This is a genomic window from Nitrospirota bacterium, from assembly GCA_023229435.1.
In the GTDB taxonomy this organism is placed as follows: domain Bacteria; phylum Nitrospirota; class UBA9217; order UBA9217; family UBA9217; genus JALNZF01.
Genome location: JALNZF010000007.1, coordinates 1 through 26,070, shown reverse-complemented (window position 1 = coordinate 26,070; position 26,070 = coordinate 1). Strand labels below are relative to the sequence as shown.

The 26,070-nt window shown below is 53.9% G+C and carries 24 protein-coding genes; 21 read left to right on the top strand and 3 right to left on the bottom strand.

The window, feature by feature from the left end:
* Positions 1-110 precede the first annotated feature (110 nt).
* The 12 genes from M0R70_07110 (at position 111) to M0R70_07055 (ending at position 11,140) form a co-directional block, all read left to right on the top strand.
* Positions 111-734: a hypothetical protein gene (locus tag M0R70_07110; GenBank protein ID MCK9419130.1), complete on the top strand. Its 624-nt coding sequence runs from the start codon at positions 111-113 to the stop codon at positions 732-734.
* Between the two features lie 96 nt (positions 735-830).
* On the top strand, positions 831-1,280 hold the full coding sequence (locus tag M0R70_07105; GenBank protein MCK9419129.1) for a hypothetical protein: 450 nt from the start codon (positions 831-833) through the stop codon (positions 1,278-1,280).
* A gap of 112 nt (positions 1,281-1,392) precedes the next feature.
* Positions 1,393-2,334 carry an FRG domain-containing protein gene (locus tag M0R70_07100; protein ID MCK9419128.1) on the top strand — a complete coding sequence of 314 codons (942 nt, stop codon included), beginning with the start codon at positions 1,393-1,395 and terminating at the stop codon, positions 2,332-2,334.
* 124 nt (positions 2,335-2,458) lie between these two features.
* Complete coding sequence (locus M0R70_07095; GenBank protein MCK9419127.1) at positions 2,459-2,866, top strand: hypothetical protein; 408 nt, start codon at positions 2,459-2,461, stop codon at positions 2,864-2,866.
* A 310-nt stretch (positions 2,867-3,176) separates the two neighbouring features.
* Complete coding sequence (locus M0R70_07090; protein ID MCK9419126.1) at positions 3,177-3,848, top strand: hypothetical protein; 672 nt, start codon at positions 3,177-3,179, stop codon at positions 3,846-3,848.
* 131 nt (positions 3,849-3,979) lie between these two features.
* Positions 3,980-5,428 (top strand): hydrogenase 4 subunit F, encoded by a 1,449-nt coding sequence (locus tag M0R70_07085; protein ID MCK9419125.1) that lies wholly within the window; start codon positions 3,980-3,982, stop codon positions 5,426-5,428.
* A gap of 90 nt (positions 5,429-5,518) precedes the next feature.
* Positions 5,519-7,090 (top strand): NADH-quinone oxidoreductase subunit C, encoded by a 1,572-nt coding sequence (locus M0R70_07080; GenBank protein MCK9419124.1) that lies wholly within the window; start codon positions 5,519-5,521, stop codon positions 7,088-7,090.
* Between the two features lie 181 nt (positions 7,091-7,271).
* Entirely contained in the window at positions 7,272-7,808 is a 537-nt protein-coding gene (gene nuoB / locus M0R70_07075) for an NADH-quinone oxidoreductase subunit NuoB (GenBank protein MCK9419123.1), read from the top strand.
* 119 nt (positions 7,809-7,927) lie between these two features.
* Complete coding sequence (locus M0R70_07070) at positions 7,928-8,461, top strand: hypothetical protein (protein ID MCK9419122.1); 534 nt, start codon at positions 7,928-7,930, stop codon at positions 8,459-8,461.
* An 8-nt stretch (positions 8,462-8,469) separates the two neighbouring features.
* Complete coding sequence (locus tag M0R70_07065) at positions 8,470-9,288, top strand: alpha/beta hydrolase (protein MCK9419121.1); 819 nt, start codon at positions 8,470-8,472, stop codon at positions 9,286-9,288.
* 287 nt (positions 9,289-9,575) lie between these two features.
* Entirely contained in the window at positions 9,576-10,079 is a 504-nt protein-coding gene (locus M0R70_07060; protein MCK9419120.1) for a hypothetical protein, read from the top strand.
* Positions 10,080-10,114: 35 nt separating this feature from the next.
* Positions 10,115-11,140: a hypothetical protein gene (locus M0R70_07055; protein ID MCK9419119.1), complete on the top strand. Its 1,026-nt coding sequence runs from the start codon at positions 10,115-10,117 to the stop codon at positions 11,138-11,140.
* A 124-nt stretch (positions 11,141-11,264) separates the two neighbouring features.
* Here M0R70_07055 and M0R70_07050 read toward each other — a convergent pair whose 3' ends face one another.
* The 3 genes from M0R70_07050 to lon all read right to left on the bottom strand — a co-directional run bounded on the left by M0R70_07050 (position 11,265) and on the right by lon (position 16,328).
* Positions 11,265-12,626, bottom strand: coding sequence for a sigma-54 dependent transcriptional regulator (locus M0R70_07050; protein MCK9419118.1), 1,362 nt, complete (start codon positions 12,624-12,626; stop codon positions 11,265-11,267).
* A 166-nt stretch (positions 12,627-12,792) separates the two neighbouring features.
* Complete coding sequence (locus tag M0R70_07045; protein ID MCK9419117.1) at positions 12,793-14,322, bottom strand: ATP-binding protein; 1,530 nt, start codon at positions 14,320-14,322, stop codon at positions 12,793-12,795.
* On the bottom strand, positions 14,322-16,328 hold the full coding sequence (gene lon / locus M0R70_07040) for an endopeptidase La (protein MCK9419116.1): 2,007 nt from the start codon (positions 16,326-16,328) through the stop codon (positions 14,322-14,324). Before lon ends, M0R70_07045 begins: the two co-directional genes overlap by 1 nt.
* Before the next feature lie 268 nt (positions 16,329-16,596).
* Here lon and M0R70_07035 point away from each other — a divergent pair, with 268 nt between their 5' ends.
* The 9 genes from M0R70_07035 to M0R70_06995 all read left to right on the top strand — a co-directional run bounded on the left by M0R70_07035 (position 16,597) and on the right by M0R70_06995 (position 25,701).
* The gene (locus M0R70_07035; GenBank protein ID MCK9419115.1) at positions 16,597-16,767 is read left to right on the top strand and encodes a hypothetical protein; all 171 of its coding nucleotides are present in this window, start codon (positions 16,597-16,599) and stop codon (positions 16,765-16,767) included.
* A gap of 39 nt (positions 16,768-16,806) precedes the next feature.
* Entirely contained in the window at positions 16,807-17,310 is a 504-nt protein-coding gene (locus M0R70_07030; GenBank protein ID MCK9419114.1) for a universal stress protein, read from the top strand.
* 138 nt (positions 17,311-17,448) lie between these two features.
* Complete coding sequence (locus M0R70_07025; GenBank protein MCK9419113.1) at positions 17,449-17,700, top strand: hypothetical protein; 252 nt, start codon at positions 17,449-17,451, stop codon at positions 17,698-17,700.
* A 1-nt stretch (position 17,701) separates the two neighbouring features.
* Complete coding sequence (locus tag M0R70_07020; protein ID MCK9419112.1) at positions 17,702-18,784, top strand: sulfite exporter TauE/SafE family protein; 1,083 nt, start codon at positions 17,702-17,704, stop codon at positions 18,782-18,784.
* The gene (locus M0R70_07015) at positions 18,771-19,625 is read left to right on the top strand and encodes a universal stress protein (protein ID MCK9419111.1); all 855 of its coding nucleotides are present in this window, start codon (positions 18,771-18,773) and stop codon (positions 19,623-19,625) included. The genes M0R70_07020 and M0R70_07015 overlap by 14 nt, the downstream gene beginning before the upstream one ends.
* 233 nt (positions 19,626-19,858) lie before the next feature.
* A complete protein-coding gene (locus tag M0R70_07010) occupies positions 19,859-21,430 on the top strand; it encodes an ATP-binding protein (GenBank protein MCK9419110.1) in 1,572 nt (523 codons plus the stop codon).
* A gap of 156 nt (positions 21,431-21,586) precedes the next feature.
* The gene (locus tag M0R70_07005) at positions 21,587-22,927 is read left to right on the top strand and encodes a sigma-54 dependent transcriptional regulator (GenBank protein ID MCK9419109.1); all 1,341 of its coding nucleotides are present in this window, start codon (positions 21,587-21,589) and stop codon (positions 22,925-22,927) included.
* Positions 22,928-23,396: 469 nt separating this feature from the next.
* Positions 23,397-23,765 carry a response regulator gene (locus M0R70_07000; GenBank protein MCK9419108.1) on the top strand — a complete coding sequence of 123 codons (369 nt, stop codon included), beginning with the start codon at positions 23,397-23,399 and terminating at the stop codon, positions 23,763-23,765.
* A 37-nt stretch (positions 23,766-23,802) separates the two neighbouring features.
* Complete coding sequence (locus tag M0R70_06995) at positions 23,803-25,701, top strand: DUF294 nucleotidyltransferase-like domain-containing protein (GenBank protein ID MCK9419107.1); 1,899 nt, start codon at positions 23,803-23,805, stop codon at positions 25,699-25,701.
* Positions 25,702-26,070: the final 369 nt, after the last annotated feature.

Genomic DNA, 26,070 nt, shown 5'->3' with positions numbered 1-26,070 from the left:
AATCCGACGTAACAACGTTGAACGATCTTTACGAAGAGTTATTTTGAATAGGTTGGGTTTCACTTCGTTCTACCCAACCTATGACTAAGTTCAATGGGCCGCAATAGAATATGGAACTGTATAATAAAACATTTCTTGCAGAATTGAAAATTGACGAGGGTGGTGTCTTTGCCTCTGGTTTCTCCAAGAACCGGTTGCCTTGGGGAACTATCGTTGGCGTAATTGGCTACAGAAAAAAGAAACTTCTTGGGCGATTCTATCACATCGGCATTGCAGTACAAGATGATAACAACTCTGAAATTAAACATTTCAGTCCGCTTGTGACCAGTGACATCTGGAAATACCTGTATTTTCTTGAATCAATAGCACGACATTTAATTGATAATCACAGGGCTATAGGTGGCAAAACATGGTGTGCACGACCGCTAGACAAAGAAGGCCGCATTATCGAAGACAATGATCTATATCGAGCGTATGTCCTTTGTCGCATACTGTCCGACAGGATCGGGGTTTCCTGGTTTGATCATACACAGGAGGAAGAAGGAGCCGTTTCTTTGACTTATTTAAGCAAACGATTGATTAAAAATGGCACTGAGTGTCAGCAGCTATCTGATGCTCTTGAGAAAACAAGATTTTCAATTCAAGAAGATGGCTCGATTAATATGTTTACGTCTACAGGGTATAGAATTCTTAATGATGCCAGATTATTAATATTATCAAAGAAGTCCCAATAAACAAATCGAGCGGACGCGAGATAAACAGGTTTTAACTTTGGCATGAGTGCTTGCACGCGCCGCCCCGTTAGACGTTTATATAAACGCAGGAGCTTCATGGGACTATTAGGCCGGTTCTTTGGCAGAGCCAAGAGCAAGCAAACGGATTCATCGCTAACTCCAGAAGTTGCCGAAAAAATCGTTAACGACTACGGTGCAGTTTTGGCATCGGCGGTACCCGCTCCCGGGTGCGTGGCAGATGAACGCAAATTGCCGCACCCGAAGGAACACATTAAACAGGCACTTGTGTTTGCGCTTTGCATGACTAAAGAACCGCAGATGAGGGAGCAATTGAAAATCGCTTACATCACGCTCGCTGATTGGCAGCAAGGTGTTGGAGACGCGGCAGTAGGTCTTGACCTCACAAAGATGGATTTGAACGCCGAGCCCGACGAATTGGCAAAGCAGATCATGTCACAGGGCGCCGATGTTGAGAAATGGTTGCAGAAGGTAAAGGCCGAGCAGGAGTCCTTAAGGGGTGAGTTACAGAAGCGCGGTCTATGGTGACAGCACAACGTCTGGCCACACAATCGACAGCGACACTTCGTAAACGCGGCTTCGCGCGCTGCGTGCGCGTTAAAGCGAAGGCTATCCAGCTTGCAAACAATTGGAGAAGAGCATGCCTGTACCGTCTGATTGGTCTCAGCAACTGAGAGAGTATGTGAATGGATTTAAATCTCTGGAAGGGCTCGACGCCGAATTTTATCTAGGTAACAGCTATTTAGATAAATTCGCACTTGCTGAAGAAGCAACGTCTTGGCAGGAGTTGCTCCAATGGGTAAACGAGTTGCAAGGCTCGTGGTGCTTTCGCGGGCAACGCGAGTCTTCGTGGTCACTTGACACATCTCTGGACAGGGCTATTAAGTTTGAACATTCAGATGCTTCAGGGTCCGGCCATTACTATCGGGACAGAGAAGCCGAACAACGCGATTTACTGTTTCGCTTCCAGCAGCAAGCTCATCATCACATTGTCCATCTTCCATCGATGGATGACCACAGTAGCTGGCTCGCACTCATGCAACATCATGGTGTGCCAACCCGACTTCTGGATTGGACAAAATCGTCATACGTTGCGTTGTACTTCGCCATCGCTGATGAACCTCAGGAGGAATGCTCTGCAGTCTGGGCAATAAATCTTGATTGGTTAAAGAATAAGGGGCGAGAGTTACTGGGATCGGAAACCGCAACTGCGGCACTGGATGATGTTGAGACCATATCTATATTTTTGAACAAACTTCTTTCGCAAAAAAAACCAGTTATTGTTCAAATTGATCCTTTAAGAATTAATGAACGCATGGTAGCTCAACAGGGTATTGTTCTATGTAAGCTGCTACATTTTTGGCTATTCGATAGAGTTCTAGTGCACATGATGAGCAGTCCCGACGTGCCAGACCAACCTGTTCTCAGAAAAATCATAGTGGGAAAAAGCCTAAGGATCGATTTTTTGAGACATCTTCGGGAGATGAATATTCATAGTGCCGCGCTCTACCCTGGTCTCGATGGATTTGGCAAGTCTCTTAAGCTCGACTTGGAGATAAAGGTTAAGACCGAGCAACCATAGATTTATAGCCGGTAGGTTGGGCAAAATGCCTCACCTTGCCCAACAGAATTCAAAAGACGTTGGGCTGTGATGCGTAGCCCAACCTACAAACTGATATAATTGCAGCTCGTAGCTTATTAAGAGAATGATCAAGGAGGAGAAAATAATTATGATTGCTCGATGCTTGTTATTTTTATCTATGATTTTATTGCTTAGTTCGTGTAGCAGCACACTGGGGCATAAATGGAGATCAGAGCATAGACACTCTTCGATTGTACGTAGTGGTATTTTAGAACAAACAATCGATAAGCAGGCATTTATAGACGTGTGGGGCGATCCAGATAGAACAAAAACCATTTCAAGCGAAGAGTATGTAAGTGCTAGTTGGGGCGGTGCTCGTGGAGGATTATTTAAGGGCAAAGATACACTCGAAGTTTGGTCTTATGAAAAAATCGGCATAGAGTTGGTATTTAACGAACATGGTCTTGTGGGTTGGCGTACAGATAGAACAGTTCGGGAATTAAAGGCAGCGGCTAGGCCACTACCTGAATAAAGGGGAATTGTCCCAATTTTAACATTTTAGAGGGCGGATAGTTGGACAAGTGCGGATTATCGAGGATTTGATCGCTTTGAAGTTGGTAGCCGGTAGGTTGGGCAAAATGCCTCACCTTGCCCAACATCTTTCGATGACGATAAGTTGGGCTTTATGAAGAAACTATTCAGATGGTAGGTCGGATAGAGCAATGCGAAATCCGACGTAATAACGTTGAACGATCTTTACGAAGAGTTATTTTGAATATGTTGGGTTTCACTTCGTTCTACCCAACCTACGATTGGTTAAAGACCAGGGGGGGTATCTTGAAATGTTAAAATGGGTCAGTGAAAATACAAGCCTTATACAAGCGATTTCAGCAATTGTTCAAACGAGCATTGCAGCTCTAATGCTATGGACGCTTATGCAAAATACGAAATTATTCAACCTTGCAAATCGTCAGTTAGAATCCACAATTAATCCAGTTCTAACACCACAAATGTTTGGTACTACAATACGCCTGACAAATGATGGCTCGATCGATATTAAACAGATATATAAGACTGCGGTAATTGGCGGTTGGTTTGATAGTAATAAGAACAAAATATTAGGGTACCAAATTTCACGAATGTATCAACCCGTGAAGGAATCTCTGTCACCAGGAGAAAGCTTCGATATTGATGTAACAGCACATCTAATTCCCATTCCTACAGGTCAAGCTAAAAACCTGGAAGCTGGAATGAATATTTACGGTATTGTTTTGGTGTATAGACGATCAGCCGATATGAAACCCTTTGTAAAATTCCTTCCTTTTATTGCGGAAAGTCTCCCAGGAAAAGACGTTAAAACTGAGAAGGCCAATTTTGCCATGCCGCTGTTTCCTTCTTATGGATCTTCGGAAGCGGGTCCATCAGACAAAATATATTCCCGATGGGTTGAGGATGCTAGGGCAGAGCTCTTAACTCTTTATAAGGAGAAGGTAGCTCCGGTGGAAATTCAATAGAAAGCTCCGCAGTTAGTGTTGTTGGATCGAAAAACAGCAATAATTTTAACTATTCGGGTCAGCCGTCACACCGCTCACTCAGGGTGTTAATTGCAATTCTACTGTACCTGTTTTAAACGTATCGAGGTTTTATGTCTCTTCTCATCCTCTTAATCGTTCCTCTCATCGCAGCCCTGGCGCTCGCCTTTATCGGCGACCGGAAGTACGCGCCCGAGGTGAACATCCTCGGGTCCGGCGCCACGTTTGTGACGAGCATCGTGCTGGCGTTCGAGGTCTACGAGCAGGGGCCGATACTGGCCGGCGACAATTTCTTCTTCGTTGACGCTTTCAGTGTCTACCTCACCGTGCTCACCGCGTTCGTATCAATGACCACCGCCATATTCAGTCGCCGATATATGCGCCGCGAGCGCGAGCATGGCACGATCGGTTCCAAGCGGATTCGTTTCTATCACGCCATGTTCCAGCTCTTTATCTTTGCCATGCTGCTCTGCCTCCTGACGAACAACGTCGGAATCCTCTGGATCGCCATGGAACTGGCCACGCTCTCCACGGTCCTGCTCGTGTCTCTCTACCGTACGCCCGCGGCCATCGAGGCTGCCTGGAAATATTTTATCCTCTGCGGTGTGGGCATCGCCTTGGCGCTGTTCGGGACCGTGCTCCTGTATTTTGCCGCGGAAAAGGTGCTCGGCGCGGGCGGCGCGGCCCTTCACTGGACGAACCTGAGCAAGGTGAGCGATCAGCTCGAACCGACCATCTTGTCCCTGGCTTTTGTGTTCCTGATGGTGGGGTACGGCACCAAGGTGGGGCTTGTGCCGATCCATAACTGGCTTCCCGATGCCCACAGCGAGGGGCCCACGCCCATCTCCGCGGTACTCTCCGGGCTCCTTCTGAATATCGCGCTGTACGCGCTGGTCCGGTGCAAGGTCCTCGTGGACGGGTCCACGGGCACCCACCATTCCGGGGACATCATGATGGGCTTCGGAATCCTCTCGATCATCGTTGCGTCTTTTTCTCTTCTTCGTCAAAAGGACATCAAGCGGTTGTTCGCCTATTCTTCGATTGAGCATATGGGCATCGCCACGTTTGCCTTCGGTCTTGGAGGTCCGGTAGCGACCTTTGGGGCCTTGCTGCACATGCTGGTCCACAGTTTGACCAAGTCCGCCATCTTCTTCACGGTGGGCCATGCTTCTCAAATGCACAGAACGCAGGACATGGACTCGATCAAAGGTCTCATCAGGGGCAATCCTCTCGTGGGGTGGGGGATGGCGATCGGGGTGATGGCGATCGTCGGCATGCCGCCCTTCGGGGTGTTTACGAGTGAGTTCCTGATCCTCACGGCAACGATCAAGGATGCGCCGCTTCTGGCGCCGTTCCTCCTGCTGGGGCTCGGGGTGTCCTTTGCGGCCCTTTTCCGCAAGGTCCAGCCCATGGTCGCGGGGGAGATACCACCTTATCAGCATTCGATCAAGGCGGCGAATGTCCCGGTGATCCTGCACATGCTGGTGGTACTTGTTCTGGGCCTGTACGTGCCGAAATTTCTTGCCGGCTGGTTCACTACGGCGGTGGAGCTGTTGAAATGACGAGAGACGACGGACGACGGATGAGGCGCGACGGACGTAGGACGTGGGACGTGGGACGAATGACGACGGACGAGAGACGAAAGAATTAATATGAGCAGATTGCAGGATATAGTCATGGCGGCCCTTGGAGCGGATGCGACGCAGGATGGTTCTTTGTATCCTGCATCAGTGGTATCGCTTTCCGTTCCCCGGGAAAAGTTCGCCGTCGCGGCAAAGGCGCTCAAGAAAGACTACGCGTTGCTCGCGGCCGAGTGGGCATCGGACGAGACCCTGTTCAACCGGGGGTTCGGGATCTACGCCTGCTATCGGAAGGAGTCGGAATATCTCATCATAAAGACCACTGTGCCTGTTGATGATCCGACGTTCCCGAGCCTGACGAAAAAGTTTGTTCCCGCGTACCGGTTCGAGCGCCAGATGAGGAGTCTCATGGGCGTCATTCCCATCGGGCACCCGGATCCACGGCCCTGGATAAAGCACGAGGACTGGCCCGAGGACGCCTGGCCGCTCAGAAAGTCCTTTGACGCTTCGAAACGTATGGCGCGGGTTGACGGCGAGTACCGCTGGATCCGTGCTGAAGGAGACGGTGTCTACGAGATAGCCGTGGGCCCGGTGCACGCGGGTATCATCGAGCCCGGCCATTTCCGTTTTCAGGCCATGGGCGAGGATATCATCAACCTTGAAGCAAGACTCGGTTATGTGCACAAAGGGATAGAAAAGCGGTTCGAGTCCATGCCCTGGCATGAGGCGTCCCGCCTGGCCGGCCGGGTTTCCGGGGACACGACCGTGGCGCATTGTCTGGCCTATTCCCGCGCAGTGGAGGCCATGGCGGAGTGCATTCCTCCGGACCGCGCACTGTGGCTTCGGGCGTTGTTCCTCGAACGCGAACGCATCGCCAACCATATTGGCGATCTGGGCGCCATATGCAATGACGTGGCCTTTGCGTTCCTCCTCTATCAGTTTCATCGGCTCAAGGAAATTCTGCTTCGCACGAACCTGACCCTTTTTGGACACCGGTTCATGATGGACCGGATCATTCCGGGAGGGGTGGACGTCGATATCAACGAAGAAGGTGTCGCGAAGGTCCTTTCGGAAATGGACTGGCTTTCAAAGGAATTCGAGCGGCTCGTGATCATCTACGATGAGAACTCCTCCGTCGAAGACCGAGTGAGGGATACCGGTATTCTCTCGTCCGAAAAGGCGCGGGACCTTGGCATGACGGGGTTTGTGGCCCGGGCAAGCGGCTTGAACCTCGATTGCCGTATCCATGATCCCTTTCCTCCCTATGACCGTATCAGGGTTACCATACCGGTGCTCGTTTCGGGCGATGTCCATTCGCGGGCATGGGTCAGGGTGGAAGAGGTGCGTGATTCGATCCGCATCATCCGCGAGATCCTGAAAACCCTGCCGACGAGCAGGATCAACATTCCCCTCAACAGATCGGTCCCGGACAGGTCCGGGTTCGCCGCGGTCGAGGGATGGCGGGGGGAGATCATTTACTGGGTCCAGTCGGGGCCCAAGGGGGAGATCAATCGCTGCATGGTCAGGGATCCGTCGAGCCTGAACTGGCTGGGATTGGAGCAGTGCATCCACGGGAACATCGTCCCCGATTTCCCGGTATGCAACAAGAGCTTTAATCAGTCGTATTCGGGGAATGACTTATGAAGCGCGAGGGACGAAGGACGATGGACGAGGGACGTCGGATGAAGGACGAGGGATGACGGACGACGGACGACGGACGAGAAAGCTTTTTCGTCCATCGTCTTAGCGAACGAAGTGAGCGGTCGTCCATCGTCTCGCATGAATTGCCGCGTCCATCGTCCTTCGGATTTAAAACGGGAGAACCATGATCCGCATTCTTAAACAAGCATTCCGCACCGGCATCGTCACCGAGCCGGTCCCTCCCATCACTGATCCGGAGATCGAAAAGATCGGAGTACGGCTCGCGGAGGTCGTCAAACAGCGCTTCCGGGGAAGCCTCGCGATCCGCCAGGTGGATGCCGGATCATGCAACGGGTGCGAACTCGAGATCCATGCCGTCAACAACGCCATCTACAATTGCGAGCGTTTCGGCATTCATTTTACCGCCTCGCCGCGGTTCGCGGATATGCTCCTGGTCACCGGGCCGGTCTCTCACAACATGGAGATAGCTCTCAAGAGGACCTACAACGCCACACCGACACCCAAGATCGTGGTTGCCGTGGGTGACTGCGGATGCACCGGCGGAATATTCGGCGAGAGTTACGCGTCCCTTGGAAGTATAGACAAGGTCATCCCCGTGGACGCCTGCATCCCCGGCTGTCCGCCTACGCCCACGGCACTGCTCCAGGGAATTCTCAAGGCGCTTGGAGAAGGCCCCTCGCCACGTTCAAAGAAGCCGTAACAGATGCATGATCCGGCCCTGTTCAGAAATCCCCTTCTCTTTGTGATACAATAACAAAATATGGAGATGTTTCCCCGAAGCTGTTCAACTATTCAGCAAGAAAAAAAGGAGGACTTCGCATGATGAAACATTATATCTTAGCAACCCTTGTCTCGTTACTGATCCTATCGGCTATGATCTTTACTCCCGCTGCGAGCAACGCGGGATTACCGCTTCCGCCGCTTCCGCCGCTTATCATTCCCGCTCCACCCCCGGTTTTTCTGATACCGGGAACATATACCTATTTCGCCCCTGAAGTGGAAGTTGATCTGTTCTTTTATGGCGGCTACTGGTACCGGCCCCACGGAGGAGGCTGGTACAGTTCATCGCACTACGGCGGGCCCTGGGGATTTATTGAATCGAACAGGGTCCCGGGTGTCCTGATCAACCTGCCGTCCGGATACCGAAACGTGCCGCCGGGACACGAGCGTATTCCGTACGGCCAACTCAAGAAGAACTGGAAGACCTGGGAACATAATAAACACTGGGATAAGCAAGAGAAGCCGAAAAAGAGCAAGGCATTTGTCAAACAGAAGTCGGGTGACGGAGGGTCGTTTGGAGGCAAATCCGGCAAAGGTAAAAGCAAAGAGAAGGGGAAAGGGAAAGGCAAATGACCTGATCGGTGATCAGGATCATTAAGCATAGCATCAGATCGTTGCCAGTCTATGGGCTCATCGCTGCGCTGTTGGCGTGGGTCTTTTCCCCCGGCTGTTATTCTGCGACGAAAGTCCCCATCGATACGGTCCACTATGATGCAGGGGATGTCAAAGGCCCGCGTCTCCTGTTCGTGTTCCTGCACGGCAACGGGGACCGGAACTCCGTATTCGATAAGGAGGGTTTTGTCACGGCTGTCCGGGCTCGGGGGCTGCCTGTTGACATGATCTCTGTTGACGCCCATATCGGCTACTATATAAACGGAACGATCCTGACGAGGCTCAAAGAGGATGTGATCGATCCGGCCAGGGCACGAGGGTATGAGCGCATATGGTTGATCGGCAATTCGCTGGGAGGTTCCGGATCTCTCTCGTATGTCCGGGAGTACCCGAATGAAATAACCGGCGTTGTTCTGCTGGGGCCTTTCCTGGGAGAACGCCCTCTTATCGAGGAGATCAGACACGCGGGCGGTTTGCTGCGATGGGAGCCTGGCGATGTCATCCTGAAAACCAGGGAAGACGCTGAAAAGCATGTGTGGATCTGGCTTAAGGAGCATGGCCAACAGGGACAATCCAGGGCAGGCGACAAGGATTGCCCGAAGAAGCAGGGATGTGTTCCGAAGATATACCTGGGATACGGCACGAATGATCGCTTCACTTATGCACAGGATCTCCTGGCATCGCTGCTGCCGCCGGAGCAGGTCATCGCCATCGACGGCGGGCATGGCTGGTCCACATGGAAAAAACTGTGGGACCGCTTCCTCGATCAGAATATCTTCGGACCGTGAGGGTCTCGCAGAAGCAATGCGGCGGGCATATTTCCCGCCACTTCTTCTTGATCTGAATCCGATTTTCAGTACAGTTGAATTAACCTGACAAGACAAGACGGAACAAAAGGGCGTCTCTCGCAGAGCACGCGGAGAACGCAGAGTTAAATCAAAACCTTGAGGTCTTGGTTTTAACCCTGCTTATATTTTTTAAGTTTTTCTCAGCGAACTCTGCGCCTCCGCGAGAACAACTGCTTTTGTGGTTTATTCTTTACAGAAACTTATTTCGGGAAGGTGTGGTATATCTGATGGGCGTTTTCGGTGCTTTTTGGGGACTTGCGGGGGTCGCCCTGCTGCTCGGCAGCGCGATATACCGGCTGACGCCGCTGGCGCTCGACGCCTTTGTCTATGACTGGTCCTGGCATCATTGGCTGTCCTTCGCGCTCATGCTGTTTTTCATGGCCTATGCCGAGGGATACCGGGCGTTCCAGCAGGGGTTCTCTCCCCGGGTGGCGGCGCGGGCGCGGTATCTCCGTGACCATCCTGTCGCGCTTCATGTTCTATTCGCTCCGTTCTTCTGCATGGCGTATTTTCATGCGCGGAAAAGACGGCAGATCGTGTCCATCTCGGTCACCGCGGGGATCATCGTCCTCGTTATCCTGGTCCGGTTTCTGCCCCAGCCCTGGCGGGGGATCATTGATGGAAGCGTGGTCGTGGGACTGGCATGGGGTCTTGTTTCGCTGATCGTGTTTGGGTACCAGGCGTTCACGGCGGATCATTTCCCCTATTCACCTGAAGTTCCGGAGGCGTAGCCTCCGATCTATTCATCACACTAAAAGGAATGATAATGCAACCAGAAACAAAACCTGTCCCCGGGAAACTCGTGGTTTTCCTCTTTGGCGAGACCGCGATGAACCTCGAGACCTCCGAAGTGGTCGAGAGCAGGACCCTGAAGAGCGGCCCGAGCTATCCTGACGTCATCCCCCGGCAGAAGATCATCAAAGTGGAAAAACGCGCGGTCGACGGCCTCGAGGTCGAGTTTACCGTCAAGGCCTATTTGCCTGATGTGGTCGTTGTTGAGGCGACGCTCGATATGGACAGTATTCTGTCCGATACCACACTGGAGCTCAAACGCAGGCTCATCAACGAATGCCGGAAGATACTGGGTGAGTTCGGATGCGACCCGAAGTTCGATGAAGAATACAGCGTGTTCTGCATCTCGGCCTACAGCGGCGACCCCGAAGTGTATCTGTCCCTGTACGGGGACACGATCGCGGCGTTCCTCAAGAACGAACGGATCGCGCTCGACGAGGAAGAGGTGCAGGCCACGCTGTCGACCTACCTGAAGTACGGAAAGAACGACATCACGATCGTGGATTGGGACGGCGCCTTTCTCTTCGATTCATCAGGTGATTTTGACAGCAATATCGAACTGTTCGAGATCGCGAACCTCCAGCTCCTGAAATCGCGGATCCTCGACTACGATCTTGATGAACGGCTCGAAAAGACCCTCCGTCTCGTTAAGGCGCCCAAGAAGCTCCCGGTCATTCGTTCCGCGGAGGTGAGGAGGATCGTGAGGGAGATCATCGAGATCCGGACGCAGTCCATTCTCGAATCAGAGGCCGTGGAGCGGAACATCAAGCTGATCGGGGACTGGTATTCCGCGAAACTCTACACGCTGATCTCAAGGAAGTTCCACCTGGACAGCTGGAAGGCGGAGATCAAGGAAAAGCTCGACACCCTCGAGGACGTGTACACCATGGCCACGGAGAATTTCAGCGTGTCCTACCGGGCGACCATCGAGTTCGTCATCCTCGGCGGATGGTTCGTGCTGCTGCTCCTGTACGTGGGGGAGTTCCTGTTCACGAAGTGATGGGAAAACGGATTGAGACGGAGGGCGTTCTTTGCCCGACCCTCTCAAACGACTAGATGGAAAATCATGACTGGGTAATTCTATAAATCGTTCGGTTGGAAGAAATAGGCAGCGCTGGTAAAGCTCACTCGCTTTCCAGCCCGTATTTTTTCAGCTTTCTCCAGAGCGATACGCGGTCGATGCCGAGTGTCTGGGCCGCAAGGGTCCTGTTGCCGCCGACCTCTCCGAGCACCCACTTGATATAGGCCTCTTCCTGCTCTTCGAGCGACGGGATCTTGCCCTCCTTCTTGCGGAAGGTCTTGATGCTGAGTTCCCGCAGGTCCTCGGGCAGATGGCCGGTCTCGATAACGCCGCCGTTCGTGAGCGCCACCCCGCGTTCGATGATGTTCTCCAACTCCCGCACATTCCCCGGAAAGTCGTAGTTCATGAGCAGGGCGATCACGTCCTCGCTGATATCGGCCACTTCTTTTTTCATCAGCAGGGTGTATTTTTTTAAAAAATAGTAACAGAGCAGGGGGATGTCGTCCTTGCGCTCCGCGAGGGGCGGAATTCGGAGCGAGACCACGTTCAGCCTGAAGTAGAGGTCCTGGCGGAAGGCGCCGCTCTTCATGGAATCGTGAATGTCCCGGTTCGTCGCGGCAATAAACCGCACGTCCACCTTGAGCGATTCAATGCCGCCGACGCGCAGGACCTCCTTTTCCTGGATGACCCGAAGGAGCTTTACCTGCATGGACGGCGGCATCTCGGTGATCTCATCGAGAAAGAGCGTGCCGGCCGAGGCCATCTCGATGATGCCTTTTTTCAGGTTGTTCGCGCCGGTGAAGGCGCCCTTTTCGTGGCCGAAGAGCTCGTTTGACAAAAGCTCCTCGGTAAAGGCGCCGCAGTTGACGGCGAAGAACGGTCCCCCGGCGCGGCCGCAGTTCAGGTGGATGTACCGCGCAAAGAGTTCCTTGCCCGTGCCGCTCTCGCCCGTGATGAGGACGTTGCAGTCCGTGGGCGCGATCTGGCGCGCGGTATCGAGTAATTTCTGCATGGTCGGGTCCTGCGTGATGATCTTGACCTTTCCCTGGTAGGTCTCCAGCTGTTCCCGGAGATGACGGTTCTCGGTCTTGAGCCGGACCTTGTGCACGGCCTCCTGGACGACCTTGCGAACCTCTTCGAGCCTGAAGGGCTTGGCGATATAGTAGAATGCGCCCTGCTTCATGGCCTCGACGGCCGAGTCGAGCGTGGCGTAGCCCGTGATCATGATGACTTCCGTGTCCGGGTAGAGTTCTCGCGTCTTTTTCAGGATCTGCATGCCGTCCACCTTTTCCATGCGCAGGTCCGTGAGCACCACGTCGAACTGCCCCTCATCGAGCAGCTTGAGCGCGTTCGGCCCACTCTGCGTGCTTGTCACGTCGTAGCCTTCCTTCTTCATAACGTGCTCGAGGTTTCTGAGCGCGATCCGTTCATCGTCGATGATGAGCAGCCTTGCTGTGCCTTCCATGATTGTTGCTCCTTAAAAAAATGTAACTACTCAAGTCTGTCTCACACAAAGCCACGAAGGCACAAAGAACGGCTTTATACCCTTGGGTTTAAACCAAAAAGGACTTTTTGTATTTCTTCGTGTGCTTTGTGCCTTCGTGTGAGAATATGGTTTTAATATCCCAAAATTACGCGTTGTCCTTTAAGGGCAGCCGGATCAGGAACCGTGTGCCCTTGCCCGGCTGGCTGTCCACGGCGATGCAGCCGTCATGTTCCTCGATGATCTCATGGACGATGAAGAGGCCGAGCCCGGAGCCTTTGCCGACGTCCTTGGTCGTGAAAAAGGGGTCGAAGATCTTTGAAACGATATCGTGCGGTATCCCGGAACCGCTGTCCTGTATTTCAATGTCGACGGTGTCCTGGTCCAGCGTGCACTTGCCTCGGTACTTGAGATAGTTGTAAATGCCGGTCTTCTCCTCATCCTCAAGATCGTCCATCGCCCGGCGTTTCACTGCCTTGATGGTGATCGTTCCTTCATCGGGCGAGATCGCATCAATGGCATTCTTGATCAGATTTAAAAGAGCCTGCTGCATCCGCTGCTTGTCCGCGAAGATCATGATGTCCTCGGGGATGGAAAGAGAGATCCCTATCTTTGTCGGCACCTGTCCTTTCACGAACTGGATGGTCTCGTCGAAAAGGTGCTTGAGCGACAGCGATTCTTTTTTGAATTCCCGGTCCCGTGAAAAGTCGAGCAGGGAGCGGACGATGTTCCGCGCCCGGTCGGTCTGTTCATTGATCTGGGACATCAGTTCCTTGGTGAGATCGGGGTCCAACGGCCAGGGACGGGGAGACTTTTCTTCGAGGGCATCCTGGAGCTCTTCCATCAGGATCTGGTTCGACGATGAAATATTCGACAGGGGGTTGTTCAACTCATGGGCCACACCGGCCAGAAGCGTGCCGAGGGACGCGAGCTTCTCGGACTGGATCAGGTGCCGCTCGTGCAGTTCAAGCTGTTTCAGCATTTTGTTGAACGCGTTCATGAGCGAGACGATCTCACGGTCCCGGGAGTCGATCGAAATTCGCTCGAACGCGCCCTCGGCGATCACTCCCATGCTCTGCTCGAGCGATTTCAGCGGTTTGACCACCATGCGCGACAGGACCTGGCCTATGGCGATCGCCGCCAGGGAGAGAAATACGATCGAGACGAGAAGGACATGCCGGGAACTGCTCAGTATCTGCTGAAGGTCCTTCCGCTCGGTCTTCGCTATTCCTTCGGCAATGGTGATGATGTCCTTCCCGGTGCTGCGGATATTCGCGGCCAGTATGGTCTTTCGGGCAGGATGCGTGCCGCCGGTCTTCGCATACAATTCCATGAGGTCCTTGTACTCGTTCAGGCCGGCCTGGAGGGACGATATCTGCTCCGACGGTGCGATGGCGGTGAATCCCTTGATGTTGCTGTCGATGATGTCCCGGGCCCGGGACACGTACTGGATGTTCTCGTCGTAGTCCGACTGCTGACCGTACAGGAAGTAATTCTTTTCAAAGCGCCGGATCTCGAGCGAGGTGTCGAAAAATTCCGAAATGGCCTCGCCGAACATGATCTTCTTCTCGATGTACCGCAGTTCCAGGAAGGTGAACACGGACAGCCCGATGATCATCGCGACGATGGCGAAATAGCCGAGAGTTATCTTCTGTCTGATGCTCGGGGTGTAGTTCATCACGGTTGACCGCCCAGCACCGCGTCCACCACCTCGGCCACGGTGTCGACAAGGCGAATGTCGATGTCCCTCTTCATATCTTCCGGCAGTTCCTGCACATCGGCCCGGTTCCGCGCCGGCACGAGCACGGTCTTGACCTTTGCGCGCCTTGCCGCGAGCACCTTGTCCTGGATGCCGCCGACGGGGAGTATCCGGCCGGTCAGCGTTATCTCGCCGGTCATGGCCACGTCCCTGCGCGCGGGCCGTTTGGTCAACAGCGACAGGAGCGCCGCGAGGATCGTGACGCCGGCGGAGGGGCCGTCCTTCTGGATCGCCCCGGACGGAACATGGATGTGAATGTCCTGGTGCTCAAAAAAGTCTTCGGCGATGCCGAAGGACCCGGCGTTGCTGCGGATATAGCTGAGCGCCGCCTGGGCCGATTCGCGCATCACGTCGCCGAGCGATCCGGTGATGATGAGCTCCTTGTTGCCCTTCATCCGGGCGGCTTCGACAAAGATGATCTCGCCGCCGCTCTCGGTGCGAACGAGGCCGGTGGCCACGCCGACGCGGTCCTGTTCCTCGATCACTTCGAACTGGAATTTTCTCCTGCCGAGGTAGCGTTCCACGGACCCGGGGGTTATGGTCACGAGCTCCGCGCTACCCGCGGTCTGGAGCGATTCCCGCGCGATCTTCCGGCAGATTGTGGCGATCCTGCGCTCAAGGTTCCGGATGCCGGCCTCGCGCGTGTATTCCTGGATGATCCTGTCAACGGCCTCGTCAGTGAAGACCACCTGGTCCTGAGAGAGGCCTTTTTCGCGGATCTGTTTGGCGCAGAGGAACTGTTGCGCAATATGGGTCTTCTCTTCCCGCGTGTAGCCGGTGAACTCGATGACCTCCATGCGGTCGCGGAGCGGCGCGGGGATGGTATCGAGGACGTTCGCGGTCAGGATGAACATGACGCTCGAAAGGTCGAAGGGAACGTCGAGGTAGTGGTCCGTGAACGCGCGGTTCTGCTCAGGATCGAGCACTTCAAGCAGTGCCGAAGCGGGATCTCCCTTGAAGTCATGTCCTATCTTGTCGAGTTCGTCGAGCATGATGACGGGATTGGCTGATTCCACCCTGCGAAGCTCTTCGATAACCCTGCCGGGCTTGGCGCCCACATAGGTGCGCCGGTGTCCGCGGATGTCGGCCTCGTCCTTGAGACCTCCGAGGGCGATCCTCGTGAACTTTCTGCCGAGGGCGCGCGCGATGGATTTCCCGAGCGAGGTCTTGCCGGTTCCAGGAGGGCCGGTGAAACAGAGTACGGAGCCCTTGGTGCTGGGTTTGAGCGTCCGTTGTTCCATGGCCCGTTTCACGGTCTCGCGCACCTCATCGAATTTGTAGGGCTTGGCCAGGTAATGGAACGCGCCCTTTTGCATGGCCTCGATGGCAGAGGGGACCGTGGCATAGCCGGTTACCATCACGACCTTCGTGTCGGCGTGTTTTATCCTGATCCGGTCCAGCAGGTCCATGCCGTCGATCCTGCCCATGCGAAGGTCGGTCAGCACCACATCCACGTCAGAGGACTCCAGCTCCCGAAGCGCTGCTTCGCCGTCAGCGACAGCGACCACGTCGTAATTTTCCTTCGTCAGGATATGCGCCAGATTTTTTCTCGCGATCTCCTCATCGTCGACGATCAGAACCCGCGCCTTCCTGTTCCTGATGAGCACCTTGATGGCAAGGTGCTCCATGATCCTCTCCTTGATCTTGTTCAGGCCGTAATGGTTCTCGTTCAGGATGCGCTCGGCGCGGACAATATCGAGGTTGTCCTCGGTCTTTTTGTTCCAGGGAAGGGAAACGAGGTAATCAATGTAGGTGACGCCGATCGTATACTCGGCAGAGGAAGGACTGATCCTGGTCAGCAGATCGAGTTCCTGCCCGGCGATCTTCTGCACAGTGTTCGGCATGGCGGCCTCAGAGAGCTTCCGGCGAAGCTCTTCAATGATGAATTCCTGATGACTGTCTTCCGATTTATTAAAGAATTTCATGCAACACCCTTGATAAATTGAGATGGTTGCATTTTACAACGTTTTCAATTCTGATGCAACAGGTAAAATTAATCATAAAAATCAATATGATATGAGTGTTCATCCAAAAGCCATTGCATTATATAACAGTGGTGAATGAGGACTGATTGGAGACTCGTGTTTAATAATAGCATGCTGTCAATGAGTTAGCATGCTTTTCAGTTTTGGCACAGGAGTTGAAATAGAGATAAGCAAGGAAACAAAATAAATCGACAAGGAGGAAAAACCAATGAAGACCTTACTCAAGAAATTCGAGACGGCAATGGTCGCGGTTTCATTCGCGGAAGAAGGGGAGTTTGAGACCGCACGCAAGATCATGAATGAGGACAGAAAGAGCGAGCGACCTTCTCAGTATGATTACAAGAGACCGGCTGCGAGAAAAGAACTGCGCGCTGACTAAGAACGAAGAACCGGGAGAACTGATCCCGCGAGGTTTGCCATGGAAGCAACAAAGATAAAAAAATTAATGAAGAACGTCGAAGACGCGCTGGCCGCCGCGACATTTGCCGAGGAAGGCCAGGCTGAGACGGCCAGATCGATCATGAAGGAAGGGCGGAGGGTCCTGCTTGCTCTCAAGGAAAGCCGGATCGATGCGAGGACCCTGAAGTATGCGTTGAACACGTCCAGGAGGATTGGCGCTGACCTCGATATTCTGCATGTCACCGCTCCGGGCAATACCGCGCTCTTCATCGACCCTTTGCTTTCGAACTTCGAGTCAGAGCTGAAGGCGGAAGGCATTGTCTACCGCATGATCACGCGGACCGGATGTCTCAAACAGCAGATCATCGATTATACGAACAGTGAAAGGGACATTCTCTTCGCGGTCATCGAGTCCCCGCACAGCCTGGATGTGGACTGCAACAAGAAGGACAAGACGCTTTCGGAGCTCTGGCAGAAGCTGAAATGCCCGCTCGTCGTGGTCATGGACGGGGCGAGGGGTTGAGGATTTGAGATCATTCGACTGTCGCTCATGATGGTGAGCTTGAGTCGAACCAGTTCGGAGTTGGGAGTTCGGAGTAACACCACACAGCAAGAAAATAAACATCTGTACTACATAAATATAAATCAAGGAGGAATTATCATGGCACAGAGTAACACAAAAAAGAAGCCGGTGGCCGCGATGATCGTTATGGGCGTCATTTCCATAGCGCTGTACGCGACCCTTCTGATCAAGCAGGACGTGATCAACAGCACCTTCGCCCAGGGAGGATGGTATGCGCTGCTGCCTATCATCGTGGCATTCGTATTCTCCTATTTTCACGGCGGGTTCACCGGTCATTTCTGGACCGTTCTGGGCGTCGAGGCAGCGCGCAAGAAAAAGGAGGTAAAGTAACATGCATGACATAGTGACGAGTTTCATCAATCTTGATGCGATCACCATCCTTTATCTCTTCGGCGTGGGTTTTGTGGGTGGTCTTGTCAGCGGTTTTATCGGCTCCGGCGGAGCTTTTGTGCTCACCCCGGGAATGATGAGCCTCGGCGTCCCGGGTCTCATGGCAGTGGCGAGCAACATGTGCCACAAGTTCCCCAAGGCGCTCGTGGGCGCCATGAAGCGTTTCAAATACGGACAGGTAGATGTGAAGCTCGGCCTCATACTCGGCGTATCTGCTGAAGCAGGGGTCCTGTACGGAGCGGGCATCCAGGAAAAGATCAAGGCGACCTACGGCGACGCGGGATCCAACCTCTATGTGAGCGTGGCCTTTGTGGTCATCCTCGCGACGGTCGGCGGCTTTGTTCTTTACGATGCGTGGAAGACCTACCGGTCAGGCAACGCCAACACGGCGGAAAAGGCGGGTAAGCTCGCCCTCTGGATCCAGTCCATCAACATTCCCGGCACCATGGTATACTTCAAGAGCATCAATGCGCGCGTTTCCGTTCTGTTCACCATCCCCCTCGGTTTCGCGACGGGTATGATGGCCGCGACGATCGCGGTCGGCGGATTCGTCGGGGTCCCCGCGATGATCTATGTTCTCGGCGCGCCGAGCCTCATGGCCTCGGCCACGGAGCTGGTGATCGCCTTTGTCATGGGCCTCGGCGGTTCGCTCAAGTATGCAATGCACGGCATGGTCGACATCCGGCTCGCCATGATCATCCTCGCGGGCTCGCTCTTCGGCATTCAGCTCGGCGCCATCGGCACCACCTATGTAAAGCCCTTCATGATCAAGGTCGTCATGGGCGTGATCATGGTCATCGTGCTCTTCAGCCGCGGCCTGATGGTCCCGGTATACCTCGCACAGCTCGGTCTCATTGATCAGATCAGCGAAGGAACGGTGAAGTTGCTCAAGACCTCCAGCTTTGCTATAATGATATTTGCGTTGCTGCTCGGCGCCTTCATCGTCCTGAGGGCCATGTGGCAGGGGAAACAGGCCGAGAAACTACAGCATGCATCAGGAGCCCTGGAGCATGGGAAGATATAGAAAGATCCTCGTTGCCGTAGACAGTTCGGAATCCGGCAGGAACGCGCTCCATCAGGCGTTCAAGCTGGCCAACGAGGAGAAGTGCTGGATAACGGTCACTTCCGTGGTACCGCCGTACGAAGGCGAGATCGAACTGCTCGGTGTCAATGACATCAGGGCCGCTCTCCGGAAGCCCTGCGAGGAGGCCCTCGCGGAGGTGGAGAAGATCGCCAAAACCGAGCGCATGCTCGTCAAGACGGTTTGCGAAGAGGGCGAGGTCCACGAACGCATTGTGGACCTGGCCGACGCCGAGAACTGCGACGTTATCGTGATGGGAAGGCGCGGGCTTCGCCGAATCGAGCGCGCGCTCATCGGCAGCGTCACGGCGAGGGTCATCGGCCACACCCAGCGTGATGTGCTGGTGGTCCCGAACGGGACTGTTGTCGGGTGGAAGAAGATCGTGCTTGCGACCGACGGATCGAAGCACAGCGCCAAAGCCACGGAACGGGCGATCTCCTTCGCGCAATCCTATGGTGGTGAGCTCAGGGTCGTTTCGGTCGTGGACGTTCCATCCGAATTTTACGCCGAGGCGCCCCAGGCTGTGGAAGACCTGGTCCGTAAAGCGAAAGGTTTTGTCGCTGACGTGAAAAAGCAGGCCGAAGCGGCGGGAGTAAAGGCTGAAACCTTTGTTGGAGAGGCCGAGGCCGACGAGGCGATCACCAAACTTGCGAAGGAACAGAACGCGGACATGATCGTCATCGGCTCGCACGGAAGGACCGGCCTTCGCAGGCTTCTCATGGGAAGTGTGGCGGAAAGGGTCATCGGTTTTGCACCCTGCCCGGTGCTTGTGGTAAAGGCGTAAGAATAGAGAATGGATACAAAAGGCTGAAGGAGAACGCTCCTTCAGCCTTTTTTTACGGCTCTTCTCCGGGGACGTGCGGGGTTGGGGTAGGGCGAAGGCTTTGTTGCTTTACTCCCATTCGAGAATTTAGGCGTGCGGCCGAGTGATGAGCTGCCCAAAAAAACAGTGCACACTTGGGATTAGTGCCAATTTTTATTATTGCACGAGACCGTTTAAGTATGATACTGTGAATTATGTCACTGAAGAAAAAAATAGTCCTCAGCTTCTTCATCAGCGCCTTCATCATCGCCATCCTCGCGGCCTTTGAGTATTTCAGCTTTGTTGAGATCAAGAAGGAGATCCGGTATCTCGAGATCACCGACACGATCAGCCGCAAGTCGCTTCAGCTCCGGCGTCACGAGAAGAATTACTTCCTCTACAGCCCCCAGAAGATGGAAGAAGAGTCCGCGGCGGTCCACGCTTATCTTGCCGAGCTGAACGACACCCTGGCGAAGAACCCCGGGATCGATAGGTCGGAGCGGATCTCTTTGCGGGACCGGATCAATGAATATGAACACCGTTTTGGTTCCATCGAGGTCGAGGCGAAGCGTCTGACCGAGCTCTTTGAAAAGGCCAAGATCTCGCACGGGCGGAGCGACAAAAAATATATTTCCCTTGTCGAGGCGACGTTCCTCGAACGGCCTGCCCAGTCCGCGGAATTTCTGGAAAAGGTTTTCCTTCTGCCCCCCGGTCATGTTCTGCCCGTCGGTCTCCGTGCCCTTGATGCGGACATCCTGGCGCTCAGGAAAACCGGTGAGGAGATCCTGGTCATCTCCAAGGACCTCGACAAGATCGCCCGGGAAAAGGCCGAGACGGTGATACGGGTATCGCAGATCGCGATCCTGATATTTTTCCCGCTCTTTTTTGCCGTGGGGATAGGGACGCTGTTCTTCATCAGTACGAACGTTGTAAAAAGGCTGATGCTTCTGATCAATGTGGTGGAGAGGACGGGCAAAGGCTCCTACCCGCATCTGTCCATCCCGTCTTCCCGCGGGAATGCCCATGACGAGGTGGGGGTGCTGATCGACCGGTTCAATACCATGGAGGACCAGCTTGCCGAACGGGCGGCGGAGATCGAACGGAAGAACAAAGAACTGATCCAGACCAAAAAGCTCGCCGCCATCGGAACCCTTGCCGCGGGTGTGGCCCATGAGCTGAACAATCCCCTGAACAACATCTACCTTTCAGCGCAGGTACTCTCGAAGGAATCGGGTGAGGGCTGCCGGCCTGAAGTGAAAGAGGCCGTATCGGACATCCTGGGCCAGACGGTCCGGGTGAAACGGATCGTCGGCGATCTTCTGGAGTTCGCCCGGGGTCGCGAACCCCGTTTGCAGAAGGTGAATCTGAACGACCTGATCAGGGGCGTGTATAAGAGGATCACGGCGGATACCGGGAAGGTGCGGTTTTCCCTGGATGCCGACCCGCCGGATGCCGTGCTCGCGGCCGACCCGGAGCAAATGGAGCAGGTCTTCATCAACCTGTTCACCAACGCGGTGGAGGCCATGCCGGATGGGGGAGAGCTCGCGGTGAGGGTCAGTACCGTTGACGATGCCCTGACCGTCTCCGTGACGGACAGCGGCAAGGGCATTCCCCGGGAATCGCAGGACAAGGTCTTCGAGCCGTTTTATACCACCAAGGACAAGGGCACGGGGCTGGGGCTGGCCATCGTGTTCAATATCATCAGAAAACACTATGGAGAGGTCAACGTGGCGAGCACCGAGGGAAAGGGTACGACGTTCACGATAACGCTGCCGAGATCGATGTAAGGCGAAGAACCGGACCAGAGAAAAACCCTTTATCCGCAGATTACGCAGATTTCACAGATTAAAACAAATCTGAATTATGTTTTTAAAAAATCTGCGTCCATCTGCGTAATCTGTGGATAATATATTGACCTGAGCAGTTACAAAAGAGGAACTATTATGGCATTCAAAATACTTATCGCGGAAGATGAAGAGATCACCGTCAAGCACCTGGTGAAGACCCTCACGGCCGAGGGCTACGCGGTCACCAGTACGCTGAACGGACTCGATGCCCTGACGAAGATCGAATCAGGGTCGTTCGACATCCTGATCGCTGACATCAAGATGCCGGGGCTCACGGGCATTGAATTGCTCGAAAAGATCAAGGCGAAACAGATCGAGGTAGACGTGATCATCATCACGGGCTTCGGCAGCATCGGTTCCGCCGTGGAGGCCATGAAGAAGGGCGCCATCGAGTATGTTACGAAGCCTTTCGACCTTGACGAACTGGTCCTGAAAGTGAACAAGATTCGCGATCAGAAGATCCTGAAGAAGGAGAATATCGCGCTGAAGGCCTACGCGGGCATGGACAAAAAGGTCTCGATCATCGCCCGGAGCGCGAGCATGAACAACATCCTCGGCACCATTGACGGGATGAAGGACTCGGACTGCAACGTGCTCCTGACCGGCGAAACGGGCGTGGGCAAGAGCCTCCTGGCCAAGATCATTCACTTCACGAGCCGGCGGCAGGGCATGCCGTTCCTTTCCATCAATTGTGCCACGCTGACCGAGGAACTGCTCGCGAGCGAGCTCTTCGGCCATGAGAAGGGCGCCTTCACCGGAGCGGTCAGGACCAAGCAGGGGCTCGTCGAGATCGCCGACACAGGCACGCTGTTCCTGGACGAGATTGCCGAGATGGCACCGAACCTCCAGGCCAAACTGCTCAAGGTGATAGAGGAAGGGGAGTTCTACCGCGTGGGAGGGACCAAGCCGATCAAGGTCGACGTTCGTTTCATCGCCGCCACCAACCAGAACGTGCGGTCCATTATCGCCGAGGGACGGTTCCGGGAGGACCTGTACTACCGGTTGAACATCATGGAGATATCCATCCCCCCGCTCCGCGATCGACGGGACGACATCCTGCCGCTCTGCACCTATTTTCTGGAAAAACACGTTCTCAGTTCCCGCAAGAAGATCTCGGGGTTCACAAAAGAAGCGCTTGAGGTGCTGATGCATTACAGCTACCCGGGCAATGTGCGTGAACTGGAGAACATCGTTGAGCGCGCGATCATCCTCGAGAAGGGCGAAGTGATAACGCCGGCCAGCCTGCCCCAGACCATCAAGATGTTCCAGATAGAAACGATCGAGCCGGACAAGGTCAGGACCATCGAGGAACTCAACAAGGATTATGCGGAGAAGATACTCGAAATGTACGGCGATAACAAGTCAAAGGCTGCGGAGGTGCTTGGTATTTCAAGGACGAGTTTGTGGAGGATACTGAAAGAAGGCGAAAAGAAGTGAAGGCATTGATTAGTTGTGGGCAGAATTTATGTTGAACGTTGTTGTAAATGCAGTTTGTTACCTTGCTTCACCTATAACTATACAGCACTGCATAGAATTTCTATTTGCTATTTCTGAATGAAGTCTGCCTATAACTCAATCTTTAAGTCTGACCCCATTTGTTCCACATCTCCATTCATCACACCAGACAAATTTAATTTACCCTCACTCCGATCATCAGATATCTTCCCAGGTTAGAAACAGTTCCTCGTTTTAGATTTGAACAAAACCACAACTTCACATTTTTTAATCCAATCTCATTTATTTTGATATATATCCTCGACTAGCAAGATACAAGACTCGAACCTATGAATTGTACCCTTATTTCTCCTGAACTGGTATACTATTGGATAGGTACATCAGATGCACTTCGCGATCTTTTCACCACTTCAAATGAACAGCGCAGGCGAAGACCTCCTGGAGGTGCAGTTTGGCTGAGCGATTGCTCATAGTAGAAGACGAAGACACACTCTGCAGGTCATTGCAGAGGATCTTACAGCGCGAGGGCTATGAGGTGGACATCGCCGACAGCGCCGAATCTGCTTTCATCCTTCTCGAGCACGGTTCCTACGACCTCATCATTACCGACATCATCCTTCCCGGCATCAGCGGCATCGAACTCCTGACGAAATACCGCAGGACAAATCCCGCACAAAAAGTAATGGTCATCACCGCCTATGCCTCTCTGACCACAGCGATGGAATCCATCAAGGCCGGCGCCTGCGATTTTCTCGTAAAGCCCCTGATGCATGACGAGATGAAGCGGGCCGTCAGAAAGGCCCTCGATACACCAAGGTGACCAGAACCGTTCGCGGGGTGGGTCCCGGAGCAGTGCCATGACAAAAGACGACGCATTTACGTTCCTCAAGCAAACACCGCCCTTCAGTTTCGTTGAAGAAGCAGCCCTCGCTGGTATCGTAAAGGACCTGTCTCCGGCATTCTATCGCAAGGGACATGTCATCCTCCGCCAGAACGGGCCTGCAGCAGAGCAACTCGTCCTCATTATAAGCGGCGCGGTCCGGGTATATGTCAAAACGAATGAAGATGAACAGGTGCTGGTCGACACCCGGACCCCGGGGGAATTCTTCGGTATGCGTTCTTTTTTATTCGGCGACATTTCGCTGGACACGATCGTTGCCGCGGAAGACACCTCATGTTACCGGATCCCGAGGGAAACGGTCCTCGGTCTGCTGAAAACGAATGCGCAATTCTCGGAATTCTGCCTGCGTTCTCTGCTGAAACGGCTCATGCACATGGCCTACAAGGAGATGCACGACCGGACGCTGTTGTACGGCGGCGGGGACAAACTCCTGTTCACGAACGTACTGTGCGATCTCGCCAGCAGGAAGGTGATCACTGCGTCGGAAAACGTGTCCATCCGTGAGGCAGCGAAGATCATGGAGAACAACGGTATCGGTTCCCTGGTCCTGCTCGATGAAAACGGCTTGCCGTCGGGAATGGTCACTGACCGGGACCTCAGAAACAAGGTCGTCTCCCGGGGCAGGGACATTGAGGGACGGGTGGGCGATATCATGAGCGTGGCACTCATCAAGGCGGAAGAGCGGGACCACTGTTTTGAGGCGCTCCTGAAAATGATGCGGTACAATATTCACCACCTGCTTGTGGTCGGCAAGGGAGAGCTGAAAGGGATCCTGTCCAGCCATGACCTTATGATGCTGCAAGGGGCGTCTCCCCTGTTCCTTGCGCGGGAGATCGAGAGCCTGGACACGCTCGATGGGCTCGTTCCTGCGTCGATAAAAATCGACCGCACCATCACCATTCTCATCAGGGAAGGTGCCAAGGCAAGCACAATAACCAGGATCATCACCGAGATCAACGACCGGCTTGTACAAAAGATCCTCAAGATCACCGAATCCTGGATGGGGCCTCCGCCCGTCGGTTACTGCTGGATCGTCTTCGGGAGCGAAGGGAGAAAGGAACAGACCTTCAAGACGGACCAGGACAACGCCATCATCTACGAGGACACAGCCGACCGGGGCAGAGACGCTGCTGAATATTTTGCCGAGTTTGCCGTCCGGATGAAAGATGCCCTGGCGCGGTGCGGGTTTCCCCCGTGCAGCGCGGACTATATGGCGAGCAATCCGGCATGGCGCCAGCCGCTCAGTGTCTGGAAAAAGTATTTCTCGGACTGGATCAACATACCCACGCCGGAGGCGGTCCTCCGGTCACTTATCTTTTTCGACTTCCGGCCCGTGCACGGCGATCCGCTGCTTGCGGAACGGCTCAGGGCATTTCTGGGCCATGCGATAAAGGACAAGACCCTGTTCCTCGCCCACATGGCCGGAGTCGTGGTTAAGAACAGACCGCCCATCAATTTTCTGGGAAATTTTAAATGTGAAAAAAGCGGCGCCAATAAGGGGACATTCAATATCAAGATCAACGGGCTCTGCCCGATCATCGATGCCGCACGGCTGTCCGCACTGGAGGAAAAGGTGTACCATACGTCCACGGTGGAGCGGCTCTCGGAACTGAAGGACCGCTCCTGTACCGTGGGCCCATTCACCGGTGAGCTTGAACTTGCCTTTGAGTTTCTGATGTCACTGAGGCTCAGACACCAGTACCAGCAGATCCAGAACGGGCTGGAACCGGACAATTATATCGATCCGCGGAACCTCGCTGAACTGGAGAGATCAATGCTGAAGTCGTCTTTCAAGCTGATCGCGGCGGTCCAGGAAAAGACCATGAAAAAATATGGCTCAATAGTGGCAATGTAGCAGGCTCTTTCAAGGTGAAAGGGGGTAACTACCATTGTATAAAAGCTTTATCCCCCAGTTCCCCCTTTTTCTCCATTTCTCCTTAATGGTTTTTCCTCAAGTACTCAAGTATTCCGAATTTAATATATCCCTCCTACGATCATCAGATATCTTTCCCGATCAGCAACATCTTTTTGTTGCGAATTCAATCTCGAAGTGCAAGACCGTATGGGACCGTATGGGGTCAGACTTAAGGGACCGTATGGGGTCAGACTTAAAGATTGGCGTGCCCAGCGAAGGGCCGCACACACTTGCGGGTGCAAGTCCCGCCATGGCAATAAGCCAAAGCCATGTAGCTTGGATGGCAGGAGGTGAGGGAAACGTTGCCTT

Excerpts from the sequence above, each read along its gene's own strand:
- M0R70_07110 (MCK9419130.1), top strand. The coding sequence starts at position 111 with ATGGAACTGTATAATAAAACATTTCTTGCAGAATTGAAAATTGACGAG.
- M0R70_07105 (MCK9419129.1), top strand. The coding sequence starts at position 831 with ATGGGACTATTAGGCCGGTTCTTTGGCAGAGCCAAGAGCAAGCAAACG.
- M0R70_07100 (MCK9419128.1), top strand. The coding sequence starts at position 1,393 with ATGCCTGTACCGTCTGATTGGTCTCAGCAACTGAGAGAGTATGTGAAT.
- M0R70_07095 (MCK9419127.1), top strand. The coding sequence starts at position 2,459 with ATGATCAAGGAGGAGAAAATAATTATGATTGCTCGATGCTTGTTATTT.
- M0R70_07090 (MCK9419126.1), top strand. The coding sequence starts at position 3,177 with ATGTTAAAATGGGTCAGTGAAAATACAAGCCTTATACAAGCGATTTCA.
- M0R70_07085 (MCK9419125.1), top strand. The coding sequence starts at position 3,980 with ATGTCTCTTCTCATCCTCTTAATCGTTCCTCTCATCGCAGCCCTGGCG.
- M0R70_07080 (MCK9419124.1), top strand. The coding sequence starts at position 5,519 with ATGAGCAGATTGCAGGATATAGTCATGGCGGCCCTTGGAGCGGATGCG.
- nuoB (MCK9419123.1), top strand. The coding sequence starts at position 7,272 with ATGATCCGCATTCTTAAACAAGCATTCCGCACCGGCATCGTCACCGAG.
- M0R70_07070 (MCK9419122.1), top strand. The coding sequence starts at position 7,928 with ATGATGAAACATTATATCTTAGCAACCCTTGTCTCGTTACTGATCCTA.
- M0R70_07060 (MCK9419120.1), top strand. The coding sequence starts at position 9,576 with ATGGGCGTTTTCGGTGCTTTTTGGGGACTTGCGGGGGTCGCCCTGCTG.
- M0R70_07055 (MCK9419119.1), top strand. The coding sequence starts at position 10,115 with ATGCAACCAGAAACAAAACCTGTCCCCGGGAAACTCGTGGTTTTCCTC.
- M0R70_07050 (MCK9419118.1), bottom strand. The coding sequence starts at position 12,626 with ATGGAAGGCACAGCAAGGCTGCTCATCATCGACGATGAACGGATCGCG.
- M0R70_07045 (MCK9419117.1), bottom strand. The coding sequence starts at position 14,322 with ATGAACTACACCCCGAGCATCAGACAGAAGATAACTCTCGGCTATTTC.
- lon (MCK9419116.1), bottom strand. The coding sequence starts at position 16,328 with ATGAAATTCTTTAATAAATCGGAAGACAGTCATCAGGAATTCATCATT.
- M0R70_07035 (MCK9419115.1), top strand. The coding sequence starts at position 16,597 with ATGAAGACCTTACTCAAGAAATTCGAGACGGCAATGGTCGCGGTTTCA.
- M0R70_07030 (MCK9419114.1), top strand. The coding sequence starts at position 16,807 with ATGGAAGCAACAAAGATAAAAAAATTAATGAAGAACGTCGAAGACGCG.
- M0R70_07025 (MCK9419113.1), top strand. The coding sequence starts at position 17,449 with ATGGCACAGAGTAACACAAAAAAGAAGCCGGTGGCCGCGATGATCGTT.
- M0R70_07020 (MCK9419112.1), top strand. The coding sequence starts at position 17,702 with ATGCATGACATAGTGACGAGTTTCATCAATCTTGATGCGATCACCATC.
- M0R70_07015 (MCK9419111.1), top strand. The coding sequence starts at position 18,771 with ATGGGAAGATATAGAAAGATCCTCGTTGCCGTAGACAGTTCGGAATCC.
- M0R70_07010 (MCK9419110.1), top strand. The coding sequence starts at position 19,859 with ATGTCACTGAAGAAAAAAATAGTCCTCAGCTTCTTCATCAGCGCCTTC.
- M0R70_07005 (MCK9419109.1), top strand. The coding sequence starts at position 21,587 with ATGGCATTCAAAATACTTATCGCGGAAGATGAAGAGATCACCGTCAAG.
- M0R70_06995 (MCK9419107.1), top strand. The coding sequence starts at position 23,803 with ATGACAAAAGACGACGCATTTACGTTCCTCAAGCAAACACCGCCCTTC.